This window comes from Variovorax sp. RKNM96, from assembly GCF_017161115.1.
Taxonomy (GTDB): Bacteria; Pseudomonadota; Gammaproteobacteria; order Burkholderiales; family Burkholderiaceae_C; genus Variovorax.
This window is the reverse complement of the sequence record NZ_CP046508.1, coordinates 1,176,621-1,197,750: the sequence shown is the minus strand read 5'-3', so window position 1 is coordinate 1,197,750 and position 21,130 is coordinate 1,176,621. Positions and strand designations below refer to the sequence as shown.

17 protein-coding genes are annotated in these 21,130 nt (G+C 68.2%); 5 read left to right on the top strand and 12 right to left on the bottom strand.

Annotated features, from left to right (window positions below):
* Positions 1-65: 65 nt before the first annotated feature.
* Positions 66-1,001 (top strand): SMP-30/gluconolactonase/LRE family protein, encoded by a 936-nt coding sequence (locus GNX71_RS05465; RefSeq protein WP_241027174.1) that lies wholly within the window; start codon positions 66-68, stop codon positions 999-1,001.
* A 9-nt stretch (positions 1,002-1,010) separates the two neighbouring features.
* Here GNX71_RS05465 and GNX71_RS05460 read toward each other — a convergent pair whose 3' ends face one another.
* From GNX71_RS05460 to GNX71_RS05440, 5 genes are all read right to left on the bottom strand, one after another.
* A complete protein-coding gene (locus GNX71_RS05460; protein ID WP_206177377.1) occupies positions 1,011-2,108 on the bottom strand; it encodes an aldose epimerase family protein in 1,098 nt (365 codons plus the stop codon).
* The gene (locus tag GNX71_RS05455) at positions 2,109-3,089 is read right to left on the bottom strand and encodes an alpha/beta hydrolase (RefSeq protein ID WP_241027173.1); all 981 of its coding nucleotides are present in this window, start codon (positions 3,087-3,089) and stop codon (positions 2,109-2,111) included. It lies immediately after the preceding gene.
* Between the two features lie 2 nt (positions 3,090-3,091).
* On the bottom strand, positions 3,092-7,834 hold the full coding sequence (locus tag GNX71_RS05450) for a CapA family protein (RefSeq protein WP_241027172.1): 4,743 nt from the start codon (positions 7,832-7,834) through the stop codon (positions 3,092-3,094).
* A gap of 140 nt (positions 7,835-7,974) precedes the next feature.
* A complete protein-coding gene (locus GNX71_RS05445) occupies positions 7,975-9,021 on the bottom strand; it encodes an OmpA family protein (RefSeq protein WP_206177375.1) in 1,047 nt (348 codons plus the stop codon).
* Positions 9,022-9,494: 473 nt separating this feature from the next.
* On the bottom strand, positions 9,495-10,373 hold the full coding sequence (locus GNX71_RS05440) for a LysR family transcriptional regulator (RefSeq protein WP_206177374.1): 879 nt from the start codon (positions 10,371-10,373) through the stop codon (positions 9,495-9,497).
* Between the two features lie 133 nt (positions 10,374-10,506).
* Between GNX71_RS05440 and GNX71_RS05435 the strand changes: the two genes are divergently transcribed.
* The 3 genes from GNX71_RS05435 to GNX71_RS05425 all read left to right on the top strand — a co-directional run bounded on the left by GNX71_RS05435 (position 10,507) and on the right by GNX71_RS05425 (position 13,337).
* Positions 10,507-11,478 carry a DMT family transporter gene (locus GNX71_RS05435; protein WP_206177373.1) on the top strand — a complete coding sequence of 324 codons (972 nt, stop codon included), beginning with the start codon at positions 10,507-10,509 and terminating at the stop codon, positions 11,476-11,478.
* Between the two features lies 1 nt (position 11,479).
* Complete coding sequence (locus tag GNX71_RS05430; protein WP_206177372.1) at positions 11,480-12,601, top strand: NADH:flavin oxidoreductase/NADH oxidase; 1,122 nt, start codon at positions 11,480-11,482, stop codon at positions 12,599-12,601.
* A gap of 88 nt (positions 12,602-12,689) precedes the next feature.
* The gene (locus tag GNX71_RS05425; RefSeq protein WP_206177371.1) at positions 12,690-13,337 is read left to right on the top strand and encodes a CPBP family intramembrane glutamic endopeptidase; all 648 of its coding nucleotides are present in this window, start codon (positions 12,690-12,692) and stop codon (positions 13,335-13,337) included.
* 5 nt (positions 13,338-13,342) lie between these two features.
* On the opposite strand, the gene GNX71_RS33490 is transcribed toward GNX71_RS05425, so the two are convergent.
* The 5 genes from GNX71_RS33490 to GNX71_RS05405 all read right to left on the bottom strand — a co-directional run bounded on the left by GNX71_RS33490 (position 13,343) and on the right by GNX71_RS05405 (position 15,909).
* The gene (locus GNX71_RS33490) at positions 13,343-13,600 is read right to left on the bottom strand and encodes a DUF2147 domain-containing protein (RefSeq protein ID WP_241027171.1); all 258 of its coding nucleotides are present in this window, start codon (positions 13,598-13,600) and stop codon (positions 13,343-13,345) included.
* Positions 13,564-13,830 (bottom strand): DUF2147 domain-containing protein, encoded by a 267-nt coding sequence (locus tag GNX71_RS33485; RefSeq protein ID WP_241027170.1) that lies wholly within the window; start codon positions 13,828-13,830, stop codon positions 13,564-13,566. The genes GNX71_RS33490 and GNX71_RS33485 overlap by 37 nt, the downstream gene beginning before the upstream one ends.
* Before the next feature lie 137 nt (positions 13,831-13,967).
* Positions 13,968-14,765 carry a methyltransferase domain-containing protein gene (locus tag GNX71_RS05415; RefSeq protein ID WP_206177370.1) on the bottom strand — a complete coding sequence of 266 codons (798 nt, stop codon included), beginning with the start codon at positions 14,763-14,765 and terminating at the stop codon, positions 13,968-13,970.
* Entirely contained in the window at positions 14,762-15,307 is a 546-nt protein-coding gene (locus GNX71_RS05410; RefSeq protein ID WP_206177369.1) for a GNAT family N-acetyltransferase, read from the bottom strand. The genes GNX71_RS05415 and GNX71_RS05410 overlap by 4 nt, the downstream gene beginning before the upstream one ends.
* Entirely contained in the window at positions 15,304-15,909 is a 606-nt protein-coding gene (locus tag GNX71_RS05405) for an XRE family transcriptional regulator (RefSeq protein ID WP_206177368.1), read from the bottom strand. The genes GNX71_RS05410 and GNX71_RS05405 overlap by 4 nt, the downstream gene beginning before the upstream one ends.
* 130 nt (positions 15,910-16,039) lie before the next feature.
* On the opposite strand from GNX71_RS05405, the gene putA reads away from it, so the two are divergent.
* On the top strand, positions 16,040-19,801 hold the full coding sequence (gene putA / locus GNX71_RS05400) for a trifunctional transcriptional regulator/proline dehydrogenase/L-glutamate gamma-semialdehyde dehydrogenase (protein ID WP_206177367.1): 3,762 nt from the start codon (positions 16,040-16,042) through the stop codon (positions 19,799-19,801).
* A 274-nt stretch (positions 19,802-20,075) separates the two neighbouring features.
* On the opposite strand, the gene GNX71_RS05395 is transcribed toward putA, so the two are convergent.
* The gene (locus GNX71_RS05395; RefSeq protein WP_206177366.1) at positions 20,076-20,468 is read right to left on the bottom strand and encodes a carboxymuconolactone decarboxylase family protein; all 393 of its coding nucleotides are present in this window, start codon (positions 20,466-20,468) and stop codon (positions 20,076-20,078) included.
* A complete protein-coding gene (locus tag GNX71_RS05390) occupies positions 20,465-21,127 on the bottom strand; it encodes a phytanoyl-CoA dioxygenase family protein (RefSeq protein ID WP_241027169.1) in 663 nt (220 codons plus the stop codon). The genes GNX71_RS05395 and GNX71_RS05390 overlap by 4 nt, the downstream gene beginning before the upstream one ends.
* Between the last annotated feature and the right edge of the window lie 3 nt (positions 21,128-21,130).

Genomic DNA, 21,130 nt, shown 5'->3' with positions numbered 1-21,130 from the left:
CTATTCCATATTGTTTGATTTCAATTATCAATATGCCTTGATACGATCCGCCGCGTCAAGGAGACATGACAAGGAAAACAATGACGAGCTACACCGCACCCGTGATCGAGGGAACCCCCGAATGCATCTGGCCCGCCGAGGCGAACCTCGGCGAGGGCACGCTCTGGTCACAGCGCGAGCAGGCGCTCTACTGGATCGACATCCTCACGCCGCGCCTGTTCTGGTTCCGCCCTTCGGACGGCGCGCGGCGCGCCTGGCTGTTCGATGAAGAGATCACCGCGATCTCGGAACGCGCGAACGCGCCGGGCCTCGTCATCACGCTGCGCCGCGGCTTCGCGCTCTTCGACACCGCGCAGCTGCCGGGCACCGACCCGCGCCCGCGCTACCTGCACCAACCCGAACCCGAGCGCGCGAACAACCGCTTCAACGACGGCAAGTGCGACAGCCGCGGCCGCTTCTGGGGCGGCAGCATGGACTTCGACTGCAAGGCGCCGACCGGCGCGCTCTACCGCTACGACGCCGACGGCCGCTGCACCAGGCACGACGATGGCTTCGAGGTGACCAATGGGCCGACGTGGTCGGCGGACGGCCGCACCATGTACTTCAACAACACGGTGCTCAACAAGCTCTACGCCTACGACTTCGACATGGAAGCGGGCACCGTGTCGAACCGCCGCGTGTGGCATCGCTTCCCCAAGCCGGACGGCCTGCCCGACGGCATGACCACCGACGCGGCCGGGCGCCTCTGGATCGCGCATTGGGACGGCGCCTGCGTCACCTGCCACGATCCGGTGACCGCGGCGGAACTCGGCCGCATCGTGCTGCCCGCGAGCAACGTCACCGACTGCGCCTTCGGCGGCGCGGACATGCAGACGCTCTACATCACGACGGCGCGCAACGGCCGCACCGAAGAGCAGTTGAAAGACGAGCCGCTGGCCGGCGGGCTCTTCGCGGTGCGCATCGGCAGCCCCGGCGTGCCGGCCGCCTTGTTCGCCGGCTGACGCAAGGCTTCAGCCGACGACGCTGAAGCGGTGTTCCGTCGTGCTGCGGAACACCTCGCCCGGCCGCAGCACGGTCGATGGAAAGCCCGGCTGGTTCGGCGAATCCGGGTAGTGCTGCGTCTCGAGGCAGAGGCCGTCGCCCTGGCGCAGGCTCGCACCCTGCGATCCCATGAGGCTGCCGTCGAGGAAGTTGCCCGAATAGAACTGCACACCGGGCTCGGTCGTGTGCACTTCCATCACGCGGCCCGAGGCTTCGTGCGCGACGCGCGCGGCAATGGCGAGGCCGTCGAGGCCGTCGAGGCTGTCGAGGCCGTCGTCCTTGCGATCCAGCACCCAGTTGTGGTCGTAGCCATGCGCGCGCAGCAGTTGCTCGTGCCCTTCGCGGATGCGCTCGCCGATGCGCGTCGGCGTGCGGAAATCGAAAGGCGTCGCGCCCACCTCCCCCAATCCGACCGGAATCAGCGTCGCATCCACCGGGCAATAGCGGCTCGCGGCAAGCGTCAGCACATGGTCCATCACATCGCCGCTGCCCGCGAGGTTGAAGTAGTCGTGGTGGCTCAGGTTCAGCACCGTCGGCTTGTCGGTCTCGGCGCGGTAGTCGATGCGCCATGTGTTCTGCGTTGCAGAGAGCGTGTAGCGCACCGTGAGCTTCACCTCGCCGGGATAGCCCTCTTCGCCATCCGCGCTCGTGTAGCGCAGCTCGATGGCGACGTCGCCGCGCGCGTCTTCCGCGGACACCGGCGCGATCTCCCAGAAGCGCGTGCCGAAACCCTTTGCGCCACCATGCAGCGAATTCGCGCCGTCGTTCAGGCCCACCTGGTGCGCGGTGCCATCGAGCGTGAAGCGCCCCGCCGCGATGCGGTTCGCATAGCGGCCGACGATGGTGCCGAAATGCGGATGCGGCTTCAGGTAGTCATCGAGCGACGGCAAGCCCAGCACGATGTTCGCGCCGTTCCCGTGCCGGTCGGGCACGTGCAGTGCGGTGACGATGCCGCCGAGGTTGATGGCGGCGAGGCGCAGGCCGTGGCCGTTGTCGAGGGTGTATTCGGTCACCGCGCGCCCATCGGGCATGCGGCCGTATTCACGTGAGGTGATGCTGCTGCTCATTCATTCGGATCCAGGTATTGGCGGAAACAGCGCCTCGCGCGCGCACAGCGATGCGGTCTGCAGGCCGATGCGGTCGGTGAGGTCGTGGTAGGTGGGTGGCTCGGCCGCATGGGTCTTCACCTCGATGCGGTGCCCCGCCTTCGCCACCGCATCGCCGAAGCGCTGCTGCAGGACGAAGGGCGTGTTCTTGTCGTCGCGGTTGCCGATCAGCACGATGCGCCGCGACGGATCGCGCGCGATGCCGTCCACATGGTCGAGCGGATCGTAGAACTGCGTGCTGCCGGTGGTGTCGGTGCGGCCGTTCTTCGACATGCCCAACATGCGCGCGCGCTCCAGCAGGCCGTAGGCGCCCGAGGTCAGCACCGCGCAGGCCACGCGCGTGCGGCCCATGGTGAGCAGCGCCGCACCGGCCGTCGCGCCGCCGCTGTGGCCCAGGATCACGATGCGCTGCAGCTGGTGGCGCTGCATGAGCGCATCGAGTGCCGCATCGAGCGCGTGGAACTCCACGGGTTCGCGGCGCCTGCGGTGGTCGCCCGACGAGCCGTACGTGCCGGGCCGCGCCATGAAGATCCACGGCACGCCCGCGCGGTCGCGGCTGCGCTGCGCATCGAGCGTGCGCAGCGCCTCGGTGTTGCCGGGAATGCGCGTGGGCGGCTGGTCCATCACGCTGTCGCGGTCGCCGGAGAACTGCACGATGGCCACGCGCGCACCATCGATCTCGTCGCTCGCGAAATAGCGGATGCAGGCCGGCCCCTCGACCGGCTGCACCCAGAGGTAGCCGCGGCGGTCGGGGCAGTTCGCACGCACGGCGGGCTGGTTCCAGTGCAGGAATTCGTCTTCGGCGGCCGCCCCGCGTGCGGTCGGTGTGCCCGGCGCGCGCAGATCGGCGCCGCCGCGCTGCGCGCAGGCGGCCTGCATCAGCGCGAGCAGCACGAACGCGAAGCGCCGATGTCGCCACAGGGCGGGCATGAAAGACAGCATCGTCACAGCCTCTTCAGCAGGGAGGGAATGGTGCCGAAATCGGAGCGGTCGCGGTCACCCTTCACCAGCAGCAGGTCGCCGTCGCGCAGGAACTCGCCGAGGTAGAGGGTCAGCTCTTCCGCGTTGTCGAAATGCGGGCCCAGAAGACCCACGGGCACCTCTTCGCGCAGCCAGCGCATCTCGTCGCCGTGCGTTACCAGGTGCGCGATGCCCGAGGCCAATAGCGGCTCGGCCAGCCCGCGGTGCATGGCCTCGGCCTGCTCGCCCAGGTTGACGATGCGCCCGAGCACGCCGACCTTGCGTGCGACCGGCGCGTTGCCGGGTGCGCGGTAACTGCGCACGAAGCTCATCGCGTTGCGCATCGACATGACCTCGGCGTTCCAGCTGTCGTCGACCAGCGTGACCAGCGCGCCGCTGCGGGTGCGCAGCGGCTCCACCTGCATCACCGACGCGGGCAGCCGCACGTTGGGCATGCGTGCGCTGGCCTCCTCGGCATCGAAGCCCATCGCCACGATCGCGGCGAAGGCCAGCGCCGAGTTGCGCACCAGCCCGATGCTGGCCACCGGGAACAGGTACTCGTGGATGCGCCCCTTGAACGAGAGCCGCACGCGGCAGCCCGAGGATTCGGGGCTCGCATCGAGCAGGCGGATGTTGTCGTTCGGTCCGGTGCCCACGGTCCACACCTTCGCGGCCGTGCGCAATGCGGCCTTCACGACCTTTGCGAGGTGGGGAATGTGCCCGCTCACGACGGCGATGCCGCCGGGCTCCAGCCCGAGGAAGGCGCGCGACTTGTACTCGGCCGTCTTCTCCAGCGTGTTCGTCTTGGTGGTCTGCGACAGGCCCACCTCGGTGAGGATCGCCACGTGCGGGCGCGCCTCCAGCGAGATCGGGCCTCGATCCATCCACAGCGCGCTCTGCGCCATCTCGAGGATGCACACGTCCACGTCGGGCCCCAGGCTCGCCATGGCGCCGGGCACGCCGACGCGCGAGTTGTTGTTCTCCACCGTGGTGAGCACGCGCGCGCCCGGCGGCAGCAGGTCGCGCACCATCGCGATGGTGGACGACTTGCCCACCGTGCCGGTGACGCCCACCACCAGCCCCTTGTAGCGCGCGCGCGCGGCCGCGCCGAGCGAGAGCAGCGCGCGGATCGGGTCGGGCACCTGCAGCAGCGGAAAGTCCGGTGGCAATCCTTCGACCGGGTGCTGCACGATCGCGCCCGCGCACAGGCTGTGCAGCCGCGGTAGGTCGTCGTGCTGGTCCCAGTCTTCCGGCGCGCGGCTGAAGTTCTCGTGCGCGGCCAGCGTGCGGTAGTCCGACGCGACGAACAGCGCCGGCCCCGGCCGCACCTTCAGGTGCATCGGAAGGCGCACCACCGACTGCACCGACCAGCCCGCGGGCGGCGGCACCAGCCACTGGCCACCGGTGATCTGCGCGAGCTGCCCGGCCGTCCACACCGGCCCGGGTTCGCGGCTCGCGCCCGGCAGGTTGACCGAGAGCACCGGCGCGCGGGTTTCGGGCAACGGTGCGGGCACGCCCGGCATGCGCAGGCCGCACCACACGGGAAGCCGCCGCGCGGCGGGCAGCTCGGGCGCGCCGCGCAGGCGCACTTCGAGCTGCAGCACGTCGCTTTCCATCTGGCGCGCAAGCGGCGGCCGCAGGCCGTAGCGGTCGCGGTAGATGCGCCCGGGCGTCCAGCGGCTGGTCGGCCACATCCAGTCGCAGGGGTCGTGGTCCATGCCCTCGCCCCAGACCGGCATGGTCTTGCTGCGCACCGGCAGCGCACGGAACTGCAGCCGCAGGTCGGCCTCGATCAGCGCATCGACCGTCCAGAACGACTCGACCCACAGGAGCTGGCGGCCGAAGACCTGGTTGGGCGTGCAGCGGATGCCCACCAGGCGCAGCGGCCCGATCTTCAGCGGCGCCATGGCCGCGTCCGCGGGCACGGCATCGACGACCCAGCCGGGCCTTGCGGTGCGCAAGGGCGGCGAGGCGGGGCGGGTCGTCGCCACTTCGGACGTCGCCGGTTGCAGCGGCTGCTGCGGCAGCACCTCCCGCACAGGCGGCGCCAGGTGCAGCACGCAGCCGCCCTCGGGCGTCGGAAAGACCTGCGTGCCCAGCGCATGACATTGGGCCGCAAAGTGTTCGCTCGCAGCACGCGCGCGATCGCCTTCGTACTGTTCCGAAAAACCGAAGTCGACCCGGATGGGCGTGAACTGCACCCGCTCGACACCGTGCGGATGGAGCGTGAGCGAGAAGATGCCCGCGTTCCACGCATCGCCGCGCATCGCGTCGAACAGCAGGTCGCCCGCGTCATGGATGATCGGCCGCCCGCGGTAGACCTCGATGCCCTGCAGCACATGCGCCGAGGTGCCGAGGATGGCGTCCGCGCCCGCATCGATGATCGCGTGGCCCACGGCGATCTCGGCGCGCGAGGGCACGGTCTCCAGGTTGTCGCCCCAGTGCACCGCCACCAGCACCACGTCGGCCTGCGCGCGCGCCCGTGCGATGCGCGGCGCGAGCACCGCGGTCCATTCGGCGGGATCGGCCAGCGACAGGTAGGCGCCGCCCGGGTGCCAGGCCGTGGCCGCGAATTTCGGCTGCGTGGCGTCGAGCGAGAACAGCGCCACGCGCACCTCGCCGGCGCGGCCCATCACCGGCTGCAGCGCGGCCTCGAGGTCGGGTCCGGTGCCCGCCGAGCCGATGCCCGCGGCGTCCAGCAGCGTCTTCTGCTCCAGCAGGGCCTGCGGACCGTAGTCGCCGCTGTGGTTGTTGGCGGTGCTCACGAGGTCGATGCGCGCGGCCGTCAGCACGTCGATCATCTCGGGGCGCGCACGGTAGTAGTAGGCGCCGGTCTCGTCCTTGTCGGCGCCCTGTTCGCCGGTGGTCGCGACCACGCATTCGAGGTTGACGATGCGCAGGTCCGCATCGCGCAGCGCGGCGATGTTGCCGAGCATCGCCTGCGGGCCGCCCAGCTCTGCCATCCGGTAGTGCTGGCGCCGGCCCAGGTTCACATCGCCGCCCCAGGCCACCACACCGCTCGGGCCGCGCGGGCCCGATGCGGCGGCCGTTTCCGCGGCGCCGGCTTCCGCCTGTTGCGCCTCGCGCTTCTGCAGCAACCGGTGGTACGCCACATAACCCGAGAGGTAGTGCTCCACATCGTCGATGCGCACCCGGAAGCTGTGGTGCTTGATGAAGAACGAGCCCGCCACGCGGTCCGGATTGCGGAAGAACATCGCCAGCTCGGGCCAGAAGTGGCCGTTGGCCAGGTACCGCGCGCGGTGCTCCAGTGCCCTGTCGAACTTCTCGCGATCGAAGCCATCGAGCAGCGGGCGCAGCGCCGGGTCGGCCTCGATGCGCAGCACCATCTCGCGCGCCGCCATCATCAGCTCCAGCAGCGTCGGGAAGGTGGTGATGCGCTCCAGCACGAAGTCCAGGTACCCAGCCACGTTCTGCAGGCCGAACTGGTAGTAGCGCGTCTCGGGCCGGTAGCGGGTGAGCTCGTTGACGCAGTAGCTCAGCCAGTGGTCGTGCGCCTGCCAGTGCTTGGCGGCGATGAAATGGTCGAAGGCCTTCTCCACCACCGCGAGCCAGCGCTCGTCGCGCGTGAGCCCATAGAGGCGCATCAGGCCGAAGGCAGCCTCGCCGTCGTAGTAGATGACGCGGAACGCATCCTTGATGTCGAGCTTGGGAAAGTTGAGCACGTGCACGAAGCGCCCGCTCGCCGGGTCCTGCATGGCGCGGATGCCGAGGGCCAACTGTTCCATCAGCGTCAGGTACTGCCGGTCGCCGGTGAGCTCGGTGTACTTGACCAGCGCGAGCAGGCAGACCGCGCTGCCGCCGAGCTTGACCTCGTTGCCCACGTCCACCAGCAGCGCCGCCTGCGTGCCATCGGGCAGCGGCACCTGGCGGATCAGGCGCTGGGTGAGGATGCCCAGCGAGCGGTCGATGGCGGCCTTCTGCGTGGCGCTGCGGGTGAGCTCCCAGGCCTCGAGCATCGCGTAGGTGGTGCTGGCGTGGCGCAGGGTGTTGTAGGTGGGAATGACGCGGTCGAAGCAGGGGAACCAGCCGTAGTGGAATTCGCCGGTGGGCTTGACTTGTTCGGCGAGGTAGTCGCTCGCTGAATCGATCATCTGGCGCACCTGCCGCGCGTTCCAGTGGTCCAGCCGGCGAAAGCCCGCAGCCTGGCCTTCGGCGGTGATCGGCCATGCGCCCTTCGCATCGACGTACACCGCGCGGGTGGTGAAGCACCAGACGGGCGCGGCATCGTCCGAGGGAAATTCGATCTCGGTGCCGAAGCGGCGCTTGGCGTACAGGCGCAGGTTCGCAAGGTTGGGCAATGCGTGCTCGACCTCGCCGCTGTAGAGGACCGCCGCGCCCTGCATCTCCTGGGCGAGCAGCGCGTGCTTGAAGTGCGCGTCGAAGGCGATGCCGAGGTTGAAGTAGTTGCGCTTGGTTTGTGCCAGCTTGGCTTTCAGCTCACCCCAGGTCATGGCCGTGACCGTGTCGACGATCTCCGCGCGCAAGCGCTCGGGAGGCCGGTCGCCGCGCTTGGCCTGGACGGCCGCCGCATCGGCCGCCCGGTTCCATGCGGCCTCGATGTCCGGCCCGCGTCCGGCCACCACGCGGGCCCGGCTTTCGCCTTCGCCCATGGCGAAGAACACCACGCATCCCGCTTCCGCGGTGGCGGGCGACGCGAGGGGCAGCGCGCCCCCAGCATCGACCAGGGCAAGCCTGGCACGACTCAACAGATCGGCGAGAGGGTTCGGTTCGTGCGTCATTCCACCGCGAATGATGACAGGGCACGACGCAGCCTGCCATCCCGTTAACCCGGGACGCAAGAGACCGTTCCAATGCTATTTATTCAGGTGCTGCTCAGGTAGCAGGTCTACAGCCGCATCAGCTCCACGCGCCGGTTCTTCGCGCGGCCGTCTTCGCTCGTGTTCGGCGCCACGGGCTCCTTCGAGCCGGCACCGCGCGAAGTGAAGCGGCGCCCGTCGACGCCCGTCTTCGCCAGCGCCGCGATGACCGACACGCTGCGTCGGCGCGAGAGGTCCGCGTTGTGCGGCTCCTCGCCCTGCGCATCGGTGTGGCCCACCACCTGCACGCGCAGTTGCGGGTTGGCGCGCATGAGCTTGGCGATCTCGTCGATGGTGGGCTGCGACTCGGGCTTGATCGTGTCCTTGTCCAGGTCGAAGTGAATGCCGTAGAGGTTGACGCGACCGTTCTGCTCGAGCCCCTTCTGCATGGCCGTGGCATCGACGAAGACGATCTTGTCGGACTCCATCGCCTTCGTCTCGACCACGCGCACGAACGCGAAGTTGCCCTTGCCCGGCGTGCTCTCGGCCAATGCGATGCTGGCGTACACCGTGCCCGCAGGGCCGTCGTACTGCGCGAGCACATAGCGGCCGCTGTTCTCGAAGTAGTTGCTGACGAACTGGCGGCCGCGGCCGATCTGCGGCCACTCGGGCGTATCGATCGCGTTGGCCAGCCCGGAGACGTCGGTGTACGGCGAATCGCGGTCCGGGTCCTTCTTGTAGCAACTGCCGTCGGTCGTCACGCAGCTGAACTTCAACTGGAAGCCCTTGGCCTTCAGGCTCGCTTCGTAGTTGCGCTGCACCTCGAGCAGCGAGCGCCCGTCGGGCAGCTTGTAGTAGTACAGCGAGACCTTGCCCGCCACCTTGAGCGCATCGGGGTTCGTCTTGTCCCCGTACTTGATGGGCCCGCGGATGAGGCCGACCTCGTCGTAGGCGTTGCTCTGGAATGCGTCGAGCACCGAGCCTTCATAACGGCCGACCAGTGGATGATCCTTGGCCGGTTCGGCGGCCGATGCGAAGGTGGCTGCCGCGAGCAGTGCGACGCATGCCAGGAGATGCTGCCAGCGCAGGCCGGCGCGGCCGGTCCGCGGGGACAGCGGCGATGAAAAATGAGCCATGTAGTTTTCCGTTTTCCCAATGCGAATCGCGCCCCGGATGGAGCGCGATTCGAAGGTAGCGGCGGCGCGACGAGCCGGTCAATAAGCCGTTCGTCATGGCCGTAAGACGAAACTCGTAAGAACGGTGGCGGGCTGATGTAAATATTGCTGCGCGGTGTCGCGCACGCTACTCGCCGCGCTGCGTTGGCGCTGGTCAGGGGCGGGCAGTTCAGGGCGGGTGCACAGGCCACCGGGTACTCCCCTCCGCGAATGTCCCCCGGGGCTTCGCCCCTCCTCCTTGATTTCGCTGCGGGGAGCACCCGATGCCCTGTGCACATGGACGCGCTGTCGGTGTGCGGCCGATCAACGACCGCTGTGTATGACGAGCACGCCGATGGGGTGCCTTGCGCAGCGAAATCAAGGAGGAGGCCGCAGGCCGGGGGACATTCGCGGAGCAAGGTACCCCGTCGGCGGGATCGCCGCCCTGAAAAAACTCAGGCCCAGGCTTCCAGCACTGCACCCCGCACCGCATCGACCGACACGGCCCGCCTGCCATCGGCCGGCGCAATCCAGCACAGCCACGTGTGCGACCGCCAGCCATTCCATATCGCAAGCTCCCCATTGCGCGCCCCCTGCTCGGCCTGGTCGAGCCGCATCAGCCCCGCGCCCATGCCGCTCGCGACCATGCTGCGGATCGCGCTCTCGCCATCGGCGGTGCGGCCTTGCTGGTACTCGCGGCCCGCGCTCGCGAACAGTTTTTCGAGGTGCACGCGCAGGATGCAGGACGTCGGCGTGCCCACCCATGGCAGGTTCACGAGTTCGTCGAGCGAGAGTTCAGGGTGCGCCTGGGCCACTGGCAACGGCAGCACCACGGTCAGGTCGACCAAGCTCAGGCGCCTCAGCTCCAGCCCCTCGGACTGCTCGCTGTCGCTGAGCACGTAGGCGCAGTCGAGATCGCCGCGCTGCACGCCGGCCAGCGTCTCGAACGACAGCCCCTGCTTCAGTTGCAGCGTGACCTGCGGATGCCGCTCCGCCAGCTTGACCAGCACCTCGCCCAACTTCAGCGACACCGGATCGACCACCGTGCCGAAGCGCACCACGCCTTGTGCAGCGCCGCGCAGTTGGTCGGCGGCCGAACGCATGCGCATCGCGGAAGCCAGCGTGCGCTCGGCCTCGTCGAGCAGGCTGTGCCCGGCTTCGGTGGGCACCATGCCGCGTGGGGTGCGGTCGAACAGCTTGACGCCCAGTTCGTCTTCCAGTGCCTTGAGCTGGGCGCTGACCGCCGGGGCGCTGGTGAACACGCGCTCGGCGGCGCGGGTCAGGCTGCCCTCCCTGGCGATGGCGACAAAGGTCTTGAGTTGGTAGAGCTCCATGACGCAAATTGTGGGCGCTTCGGGCCGGATCGGCCATTCGCTTTTTTGGAGGGCCCCGTCCAAAGAAGCGAATGGAAATCGGAGCGCCGAACCCCGATTCTTGGAGCCATTGATTCATCGCCAAAGGCTCCCCATGTCTCCTCGTCAACGTCTGCTCGGCATCGCCGCGCTGCTGCTCGCCACCTCCAGCTGGGGCGGCATGTTCCTCGTCAGCAAGGGTGTGCTCCACCACGTCGAACCCGTGTGGTTCACGCTGATCCGCTACAGCATGTCGGCGCTGCTGTTCGTGCTGCTCATTCTTCCGCGCGGTGCGGCGCCCTGGCGCAAGCTGCGGCTGCACGCGGGGCCGCTGGCGCTGCGCGGGTTCGCGGGCTTCGGCGTCTTCAGCGTGATGCTGCTGGTCGGGCTTGCGCATTCGGTGCCTTCGCATGGCGCGGTCATCGTGGCGACCACGCCGATGACCACGCAACTGCTGCGCTGGGCGCTCGACGGCGTGCGCCCCTCGCGCACGACGCTGCTGGCGTCGGCGCTGGCGCTGCTGGGCGTGGCGATCGTCTCGGGGCTGCTGTTCGGCAATGCGGCGGCGGGCGACTCGACGCTCTTCGGCGATGCCATCGCCTTCGTCGGCACGCTGGGCTGGGTCTGGTACACGCGGGGCGCGGCGCGCTTTCCGGGGCTGGACGTGATCGAGTACAGCGCGCTCACCGTGCTGGCCGCGTGGCCGCTGCTGCTGGCTGTCGCGGTCGGGGCCAGCGTGCTGGGGCTCTCGCAGATGCCGAGCGTGGAAGGCCTTCGCCTGTCGTGGGAAGCGCTGCTCTATGTGGGCCTGGTGTCTTCGGCCATCGCAGTGCTGGCTTTCAACTACGGCGTGAGCAAGCTCGGGGCGGTGACGGGCACGGCCTTCTTCAACTTCGTGCCGGTGTCGGCGCTGCTGATGAGCATGGCGATGGGCAAGATGCCCACGGTGAACGAGGCGGTCGGCATGGCGATGGTGGTCGGGGCGCTGCTGATCCATACCGCTGTGAGCCGCAAGGCCTCTGCGGCGCCGGCTGCCTCGATCGCGCGGACGTCACAGAATCGCGGCACCTGTGCAGCCACTTCATGACATGAGCCAATCCCAACTCTTCACGCCCCTGCAACTGGGCACGCTTCGCCTGGACAACCGCATCGTCATCGCGCCGATGTGCCAGTACTCCGCCACCGAGGGCACGCCGGGCGACTGGCACCTGATCCACCTGGGACATCTCGCGCTCTCGGGCGCGGGGCTGATGATCCTGGAGGCGACGGCGGTGGAGGCCGAAGGGCGCATCTCGCCGGGTGACCTCGGGCTCTACTCGGATGCCAATGAAGAAGGCCTGGCCCGTGTGCTCGCGGCAACGCGGGCGAACTCTCCGATCAAGATCGCAATGCAGCTCGGGCATGCCGGGCGCAAGGCATCGAGCCGTGCGCCATGGGAAGGCGGCAAGCAGATTGCGCCCGGCGAGCCGGGTGGATGGAAGGCGTACGCCCCCTCCGCCGTGCCGCATGCACCGACGGAAGATGCGCCCATCGCACTCGACGCTGCAGGCCTCGCGCGCATCCGCAACGCTTTTGCCGATGCCGCACGACGCGCGGCGCGGCTGGGCCTCGACGGCCTGGAGATCCACGCGGCGCACGGCTACCTGCTGCACCAGTTCCTTTCGCCGCTGGCCAATCACCGCAACGACGCATACGGCGGCAGCCTCGAGAACCGCATGCGCTTTCCACTCGAGGTGTTCTATGCGGTGCGCGAAGCCTTTCCCGCCGACAAGCCGGTGTGGGTGCGTGTCTCGGCCGTCGACTGGGTGCAGGACGGATGGGACCTCGAAGGCACTGTCGCTTTCGCCAAGGCGCTCGAAGCGCGAGGCTGTGCGGCGATTCACGTGTCCAGCGGCGGCGTATCGCCGAAGCAGGCCATCGCGCTCGGCGCGGGCTACCAGGTGCCGTTCGCCGAACGCGTGAAGTCCGAGGTCGGCATGCCGGTCATCGCCGTGGGCCTCATCACCGAACCGCGGCAGGCCGAGGAAATCATCGCGAAGGGCCAGGCCGATGCGGTGTCGCTGGCGCGCGCGATCCTCTACGACCCGCGCTGGCCGTGGCATGCGGCCGCCGAGCTGGGTGCGCAGGTGAAGGCGCCGCACCAGTACTGGCGCTCGCAGCCGCGGGAGTTCAAGGATCTGTTCGAGAACGCGGCGTTCGGGGCGCGATAGCAGACGCAGGCCGGGACCGGCTGCTCGGCTCTGCCTTACCATCCCGCCCGGCGTCATGGGCCCGCCGGGCCATCGCCTTCGTCCGCGAATGAAACAGCCTCCCCTTGCTCCGAATGCCACGCCCATGGAAGCCCTGGGCATGGTCGCGCTGTGCTTCGGATGGTTCATCCTCGGATCGCTGTGGTCGGTGAGCGCAGGGTTCCGCAGCGGCGCCATCACCGATGCCTCGCTGCTCGGGATCGTGGGGTTCGAACTGCTGATCGGGCCCATTGCCCTTCTCGTCCTGCGCAGCCGGGGCTATGTCGTGGCAGACCTGCTGCCCTCGCCATCGTGGATCGGCTGCGGTGTCGGCGCGCTGCTCTACATCGCTTGCGTGCTGGCGGCGTGGATCGCGGTTGCGCCCTTCGCAAGCAGTGCGTCCCAGCCAATCGACGAGCTCGTGGCCACGGCGCGCCCCTCGTTCGCCGTGGTTCTCGTGCTGTCGGTGGTCAACGGCCTCTACGAGGAAGTCTTTCTGCTGGGCTACCTCATGAAAGGCTTCCGCCATCGCGGCGCCTCGTTCGCGTTGGGCCTGAGCCTCCTGGTCCGGGTTCTGTACCACCTCTACCAAGGTCCGAACGGTGCCCTGTCGATTGCCGTCGTGGGACTGGTGTTCGGCGTTTTCTACCTGCGCACGGGCTGGCTCTGGCCCGTCGTGTTCGCGCACATGCTGGCGGACACGCTGCCCTTTCTCTGACCTGTTCAGTTCGACCCGACCCGCACCCAGCGCTGCGTCTTGCCGAACAGCGGGATGCCGACATACGCATGCAGCATCAGCTCGCCTGCCGCATTGCCGGCGGTGCTGACCGACATGTTGCAGCTGTAGAGCTTGCCGTTCTCCCGGTTGTAGATCTGGCCGGTCCATTCGGTGGGCGGACGTGCGGCGTCGGTCGCATCGACGGGCGCGAAGTCCTTCAGCAGCGTCATGCCCAGCGCCGGGCGTTTGTCGGCGGCTTGCATGTCGCCACCGCCGGGGCCATCGAGCGGTTGCCCAGGACCTTGGTGACGGTGCCGCACAGCGCGGCGCCGCAGGGCGCGACCTCCACTTCGAGGTTGCCGTTCGCTGTGATCCAGCGGCCGCGCGGATCGGAGGCGGATGAAGAAGACTGCGCCTCTGCCGCGAAGGCCGTGGCGAACAACAGGACGGCGCCGAATGCGCGGCCTGAACGATGGAGCGAGGGCGTGGTCATGACGAGCTTCGTGTCGAGTGGATGGAGTGCTCATTCCATCGCGACAGGCGCCGTCATATGTGTCGAGACACACACTGAATCGTCGTGTTCCGTATCTGGCAGGGCGCCAGACAAGGTGCGATACAAATCTCCGCGCTTCAGCCTTCCGTGGGTACCTGTGAGCGTTTGACGGCCTCCAGCCAGAACAGCTTCTGCCGCATCGCTAGCGGCCCGCTGTCCTGGATGCGTGCGTGCAGTCGCGCCAGCGCATCGCGGCATCCGTCGATGGTGAATTCGGGGCACACATAGGGCACGTGCTTCAGGTACCAAGCGAACGCGCCGATGTCGTCGAACGACAGTACCTCGGCGCCCTCTTCGCCTTGTTCGATGACCAGACCCGCGCGCGTGAGTTGATCGCCCGCGGTGTCCAGCTGCCATCGCGGCAACGCGGGCATGTGCAGGTCCAGCAGCGCGTAGCCATCGGCATTGAAGTCCGACGCGACCTGCTGCGTGACGAAGCGCCCGCCCGCCGCAAGGATGCGATGCACATCGCTCGCAACGAAGGACTCGTGGCGATTGACGACCAGATGGAACGATGCATCCGCGAACGGCAGCCGTGCCTGTTCTTTTCCGCCCTGCGTTGCGTTGTCCTCGGCGCCTTCGACCTCGACCACCTCGACACCCAGCGGCGCAAGGCGCTCGCGCGCGACGGCGACGTTCGGCACCCAGCCCTCGGTGGCGATGGTGCGTGCCGGCCGATGCGCGAGCTGGCTCAACCACTCGCCGCCGCCCGTGCCCATGTCGAGCATGTCGGGCGACTGGCGTGCATGCCGCACGACCACGGCCTCGAAGTTCCACGGCGTGGCGGTGGTGGTGATGCGGCCGTCGCACGACAGGTCCCAACCGACGAGCGGCCTCGCATCCGCATCGCGCAGCAGTTGCTCGAAGCTGCTCATGCGCCCTCTTCCAGCGCGAGATAGAAGAAGGTGGTGCTGCACGGCTCGCCCTCCGGCAGCAGCGCGAAGCCAGGAATCACGCCCACGCGCTGCCAGCCCATGCGCGCATAGAGCCGCTCGGCTTCGGCGCTCGATGTGTCGAGCACCAGCAGCGTCTTGCGGTGCGCACGTGCCTCGTCCTCGGCCGCCTGCATCAGCAGCGCGCCGATGCCGCGGCGCCGCGCCCGACGGAACACGAGCATCTTCGAGACCTCGGCGCGGTGCGGCTGGTTTTCGGGTTGGTCGAGCACGACCTGCACGGTGCCCAGGAGGCCCTCGTCGTCTTCGGCCACCAGCAGCACGCGTTCCCCGCGCGCCACGCCGTCGGCCACCTTGCGCCAGAACGCGAGGGCGCGTTCGCGCGTGATCGGCAGCATGAAGCTCACCGACGCGCCGCCCTCGACGCAATCGATCAACAGGTCGGCCAGCGCCTGCACATGGGCATCGCTCACCGCATGAAGGACACGGATGCGGGGCGTTTCTGTCGTCGTCATTTCATTCATCTCCAGGGGGTGGGTGCCGTGGTGATCACGACGGCATAGCGCGCGTTCTTGCGTGTGGGGTTGTGATAGCTCATCGGGTGGTCGAGCGTGAGCGCGAGGCAATCGCCCGCGTCGAGGCGGTGGAGGTCGTCGCCGACCGTGACTTCGATGCGGCCTTCGAGCACCCACACCTGCTGGTGGATGCGCGGCTCGCGCGCGGCTGTCTCATAGGCCACGCGGGCGCCAGGCGGGAAGTTCACCTCGACGATCTGGATCGGAGAGATGGCGCCGCCGGGCGACACGTTGCGGCGCACATAGCCGGAATGCGGGTCGCGCCATTGCAACTGGTCGGCCAGGCGCGACACGGGGCTGGCGGCAGGTTCGGCATCGTCGAACAGCGAGGCGAGCGGAACGCCGAGGCCGGTGGCGAGTTTTTCGAGCAGCACTGCCGTCGGACTGCTCTCCCCGCGCTCGATCAGAGAGATCATGGAGCGGCTGACACCGCAGTGCGTGGCCAATGCATCGAGCGACAGGCCGCGGGAGGCGCGCAGGTCGCGCACACGCTGGGCGATGCGATCGTTGAGGGTGGTGGTGGTGGCGGGGGTTGGCGCTGATTCCGTCATATTGGATGAAATATCCAATAAAAAGGAAACCACGTCAACCCGTCATTTGCTCGGCGAAGCGTCAATTCTTCGAACGAATATTCGGCAAAGAGATTGAGATCATTCAACAACTCACCAGCACGGATTCGACATGAGCGCCAACAGCCCCGCCCCTCTGCCTTCCTCGTTCATCGATTTTGCCGATGGGCTGACCCCGCCGTCGGCATTGCGCGCGCCGATCACCGCCGCTTACCGGCGCCCCGAACCCGAGGCATTGCCGCCCCTTCTCGAACAGGCGCGCCTGCCGGCCGGGCAGGCCGAAGAGGCGCACACCCTCGCCCACCGGATCGCCGAGCAACTGCGCAACCGCAAGAACGCCGCGGGCCGCGCCGGTCTCGTGCAGGGCCTGCTTCAGGAATACGCGCTTTCGTCGCAGGAAGGCGTCGCGCTGATGTGCCTGGCCGAAGCGCTGCTGCGCATTCCCGATGCCGAGACGCGCAACGCGCTCATCCGCGACAAGATCGCGCACGGCCAATGGCAGTCGCATGCGGGGCGCAGCCCCTCGGTGTTCGTCAACGCCGCGACCTGGGGCCTGCTGCTCACCGGCAAGCTGGTGGCCACGCACAGCGAGACCGGTCTCTCCACCGTGCTCACGCGCCTCATCGGCAAGGGCGGCGAGCCGTTGATCCGCAAGGGCGTGGACATGGCAATGCGGATGATGGGCGAGCAGTTCGTCACCGGCGAGACCATCGCGCAGGCGCTGGACAACGCGCGCGAGCTGGAGGCCGAGGGCTTTCGCTATTCGTACGACATGCTCGGTGAAGCGGCGCTCACCACCGAGGATGCGAAGCGCTACCGCATCGCGTACGAAGACGCGATCCACGCGATCGGCAAGGCCTCGAACCACCGCGGCGTGTATGCGGGCCCGGGTATCTCCATCAAGCTCTCGGCGCTGCACCCGCGCTACAGCCGCGCGCAGCATGCGCGCGTGATCGACGAGCTGTACCCGGTGCTGCGCGCGCTCACGCTGCTTGCGCAGCAATACGACATCGGCATCAACATCGACGCCGAGGAAGCCGACCGCCTGGAGCTCTCCCTCGACCTGCTGGAGCGCCTGTGCTTCGAGCCGGCGCTCGCGGGGTGGAACGGCATCGGCTTCGTGATCCAGGGCTACCAGAAGCGCTGCCCCTTCGTGATCGATTTCGTGATCGACCTCGCGCGCCGCAGCCGCCACCGGCTCATGGTGCGCCTCGTGAAAGGCGCGTACTGGGACAGCGAGATCAAGCGCGCGCAGATCGAAGGCCTCGAGGGCTACCCGGTCTACACGCGCAAGGCCTACACCGACGTGTCGTACCTCGCCTGCGCGCGCAAGCTGCTCGATGCGCCCGAGGCGATCTACCCACAGTTCGCCACGCACAACGCGCACACGCTCGCCGCGATCTACACGATGGCGGACCCGGCCCGCTACCAGCCGGGGCAGTACGAATTCCAGTGCCTGCACGGCATGGGCGAGCCGCTGTACGAGCAGGTGGTCGGGCCGCTCGGGCGGCCGTGCCGCATCTACGCACCCGTGGGAACGCACGAGACGCTGCTCGCGTACCTGGTGCGGCGGCTGCTGGAGAACGGCGCGAACACCTCGTTCGTCAACCGCATCGCGGACCCGACGATTCCGCTCGAAGCACTGGTGGAAGATCCTGTCGCGACGGTGGAGCGCATGGCGACGAAGGAAGGTGCCATCGGCTTGCCGCATCCGGCCATTCCGCTGCCCGCCGCGCTCTACGGCAAGCAGCGCACCAACTCGCAAGGCCTCGACCTCGCGAACGACGACAGCCTGCGCCTGCTGGGTGAAACGCTGCAGTCCACGGCCACCGAACCATGGCGCGCAGAACCGCTGCTCGCTGAAGACGCATCGAGCGACAAGGCCTCCCTGCAATGGGCCGATGTGCTGAACCCCGCGGACCATCGCGATGTCGTCGGGCAGGTGCGCGAAGCCACGCTGGCCGATGTCGAATCGGCCGTGTCGCAAGCCGAAGGCATCGCAACGACATGGGCCGCAACGCCGCCCGCAGAGCGCGCTGCCCTGCTCGGCCGCGCGGCCGACCTGCTCGAAGCCCAACAGCCGCGCCTGCTCGGCCTTCTCGCACGCGAGGCCGGGAAGACCTATGCCAACGCCATCGCCGAAGTGCGCGAGGCGGTGGACTTCCTGCGTTACTACGCCGCGCAGGCACGCACCGATTTCTCGAACGACACGCACCGCGCGCTCGGGCCGATGGTGTGCATCAGTCCGTGGAATTTCCCGCTCGCGATCTTCACCGGCCAGGTGGCCGCCGCGCTCGCGGCCGGCAACCCGGTGCTGGCCAAGCCCGCGGAGCAGACGCCGCTCGTCGCCGCCGAAGCGATCCGCGTGCTGTGGCAAGCGGGGGTTCCGCACGCCGCCGTTCAACTGCTGCCCGGCCGTGGCGAGACCGTGGGCGCCGCGCTGGTCGCCGATACACGCGTGCAGGGCGTCATGTTCACCGGCTCGACCGAGGTCGCACGCATTCTTCAGAAGACGCTGTCGACAAGGCTCGGCGCGAATGGCGCACCGGTGCCGCTCATCGCCGAGACCGGCGGGCAGAACGCGATGATCGTGGACTCCTCCGCGCTGATCGAACAGGTCGTCACCGACGTGATGGCCTCGGCCTTCGACAGCGCGGGCCAGCGCTGCTCGGCGCTGCGCGTGCTGTGCGTGCAGGAGGAAGCGGCCGACCGGCTCATCGAGATGCTCAAGGGCGCGATGGCCGAGAGCTGCATCGGCAACCCCGCGCGGCTGGCCGTCGACGTGGGCCCGGTGATCGACGCCGAAGCGCGCGACAACATCGAGCGCCACATCGCCACCATGCGCAGCCGCGGCCGCCGGGTTTACCGGCAAGGCCGCGAGTTCGACCACGACACGCGCCAGGGCACCTTCGTGATGCCGACGCTGATCGAGCTCGACAACATCGCCGAACTGCAGCGCGAAGTGTTCGGGCCGGTGCTGCACCTGGTGCGCTACCGCCGCCGCGACCTGGGTGCGCTGGTCGGCCAGATCAACGGCACGGGTTATGGGCTCACGCTGGGCGTGCACACGCGCATCGATGAAACCATTGCGCAGATCGTGGAGCACGCGAAAGCGGGCAACGTCTACGTGAACCGGAACATCGTCGGTGCGGTCGTGGGCGTGCAGCCATTCGGCGGCGAAGGCCTGTCGGGCACGGGGCCGAAGGCGGGCGGGCCGCTGTACATGTACCGCATGCTGTCGAAGCGGCCGGACGATGTGCTGGTGCGTGCGATGGCGGATGCGGACCCTGGCAACGCATCGCCAACGCAGGCGGGTGCATCGCATGCCGGCTTGTCGGCACTGACTCGCTGGGCCAATGAAACGAACCGCCCCGCACTGGCAACCCAATGCCAACGCTTCGGCGAACTCTCGCGTTCGGGCAGCTCGCGCACGCTGGCCGGCCCGACCGGCGAGCGCAACGTCTACACGCTGCAGCCGCGCGAAGCCGTGCTGTGCCTGGCCGATGCGGAAGCCGACCGGCTGGTGCAACTGGCGGCCGTGCTGTCGGTGGGCAGCACCGCCATCTGGCCTGCGGATGCCGGCGCGCAAGGTCTGCGCGCATCTCTGCCGGCCGAGGTGCAGCAGTCGGTGGCCGTTGCGAGCGACTGGACTTCAGAGACCGTGGTGTTCGACGCCGTTCTTCATCACGGCGATGCGACGAGCCTCGCGGGCGTCGTGCATCGCATCGCGTCTCGGCCGGGGCCGATCGTCGGCGTGCGCGCTTTCGCTTCGGGGGATGTGAGCATTCCGCTTGAAAGCCTGGTGGTCGAGCGCGCGTTGAGCGTGAATACCGCTGCTGCTGGCGGCAACGCGAGTTTGATGACCATCGGCTGAGGCCGTTGTTCGGGGCATGTGCACAGGCCACCGGGTACTCCCCTCCGCGAATGTCCCCCGGGGCTTCGCCCCTCCTCCTTGATTTCGCTGCGGGGAGCACCCGATGCCCTGCGCACTTGGGCACGCTCTGAGTGAACCGCCGATCAACAACTGCTCTGGAAGCGCTCGCGCTGATGGTGGGCTCTGTTTCGCGAAATCAAGGAGGAGCCGAAGGCGGGGGACATTCGCGAAACAGAGCCCACCGTCGGCGCGAGTGCCGCCCTGAACGGACCCGCTACTTGTCGAACGCAGGATCGACAGGCACGCGATACCCATTGACCAGCCGGTTCGTCTCGTTCGCCATCCCGACCACGCCCATAAGTTCGCCGAACATCTCGGGCGTCATGCCGGCCTTCTCCGCACCCGCGTGATGGCTCGCGATGCAGTAGCCGCAGCCGTTGGAGACGCTCACCGCGAGGTAGATCATTTCCTTGACCACCGGGTCGAGCGCGCCGGGCGCCATCACTTCCTTCAGGCTCGACCAGGTGCGCTTGAGCGTCACGGGATCGTTGGCCAGGTACTTCCAGAAGTTGTTGACGTCGGGCACGTTGCGCGATGTCTTGATGTCGTCGAACACGGCCTTCACTTCGGGCGAGGCGTCTTCGTAGGCTATCGGTTGGGGTTTCATCGGATCTCCTGGGTCATCGATGCCCCGAGGATAGGCCGTCCGCCATGCCATGCGGGTCCGTCGGTCTCCAGCGGCGAACGATGCCTCCAGGCCAGCCGGTCGTCCGCATAGAGGATCGCGAACGCCTTGCGCTTCTCGCTGAAGTTCACGTTGGCGCCCGCATGGTGCAGCGACCGGTAGTTGAAGGCCACCACGTCGCCCGCGTCGACCTCGTAGCCCACGATGTCGAACGCGCGGCGGTTGGCCTCGATGTCGCGCACCTCGATGCGGCCGGCCCAGCCGCGCTCCACCTTCCAGAGGTGCGAGCCGCGCACCACCTCGATGCCGGTTTCGCGCGGCACGTGGTCGACCGGCATCCACACGCGCACGATGCGGTGGCTGTCAGCCAGACCGTACGAGGTGTCTTGGTGCCACGGGGTGCCCGCCATGGAATCGCTGTCGAACAGTTGGTCGTAGATCCAGCGGAGGCGCCGCGTCACGGTGAGCTGCCGCGCGACCTCGCCGGCGCCGGACTCGAACATCACCTGCTCGTGCTCGACGCCGTCCTGCGCGCGCCGCACCCACTCGGGCGAGATGATCTGGCGCAGGCACACCACGCCGTCCCGCAGGAAGCGCAGGCGCTCGTCCATGCGGACATCGCGGAGCAAGGGGTTGTGCATGGA

Coding starts and splice junctions, on each gene's coding strand:
- GNX71_RS05445 (WP_206177375.1), bottom strand. CDS start 9,021: ATGGCTCATTTTTCATCGCCGCTGTCCCCGCGGACCGGCCGCGCCGGC.
- GNX71_RS05425 (WP_206177371.1), top strand. CDS start 12,690: ATGAAACAGCCTCCCCTTGCTCCGAATGCCACGCCCATGGAAGCCCTG.
- putA (WP_206177367.1), top strand. CDS start 16,040: ATGAGCGCCAACAGCCCCGCCCCTCTGCCTTCCTCGTTCATCGATTTT.
- GNX71_RS05410 (WP_206177369.1), bottom strand. CDS start 15,307: ATGAATGAAATGACGACGACAGAAACGCCCCGCATCCGTGTCCTTCAT.
- GNX71_RS05430 (WP_206177372.1), top strand. CDS start 11,480: ATGAGCCAATCCCAACTCTTCACGCCCCTGCAACTGGGCACGCTTCGC.
- GNX71_RS05405 (WP_206177368.1), bottom strand. CDS start 15,909: ATGACGGAATCAGCGCCAACCCCCGCCACCACCACCACCCTCAACGAT.
- GNX71_RS33490 (WP_241027171.1), bottom strand. CDS start 13,600: ATGCAAGCCGCCGACAAACGCCCGGCGCTGGGCATGACGCTGCTGAAG.
- GNX71_RS05415 (WP_206177370.1), bottom strand. CDS start 14,765: ATGAGCAGCTTCGAGCAACTGCTGCGCGATGCGGATGCGAGGCCGCTC.
- GNX71_RS05390 (WP_241027169.1), bottom strand. CDS start 21,127: ATGCACAACCCCTTGCTCCGCGATGTCCGCATGGACGAGCGCCTGCGC.
- GNX71_RS05455 (WP_241027173.1), bottom strand. CDS start 3,089: ATGCTGTCTTTCATGCCCGCCCTGTGGCGACATCGGCGCTTCGCGTTC.
- GNX71_RS05395 (WP_206177366.1), bottom strand. CDS start 20,468: ATGAAACCCCAACCGATAGCCTACGAAGACGCCTCGCCCGAAGTGAAG.
- GNX71_RS33485 (WP_241027170.1), bottom strand. CDS start 13,830: ATGACCACGCCCTCGCTCCATCGTTCAGGCCGCGCATTCGGCGCCGTC.
- GNX71_RS05435 (WP_206177373.1), top strand. CDS start 10,507: ATGTCTCCTCGTCAACGTCTGCTCGGCATCGCCGCGCTGCTGCTCGCC.
- GNX71_RS05465 (WP_241027174.1), top strand. CDS start 66: ATGACAAGGAAAACAATGACGAGCTACACCGCACCCGTGATCGAGGGA.
- GNX71_RS05460 (WP_206177377.1), bottom strand. CDS start 2,108: ATGAGCAGCAGCATCACCTCACGTGAATACGGCCGCATGCCCGATGGG.
- GNX71_RS05440 (WP_206177374.1), bottom strand. CDS start 10,373: ATGGAGCTCTACCAACTCAAGACCTTTGTCGCCATCGCCAGGGAGGGC.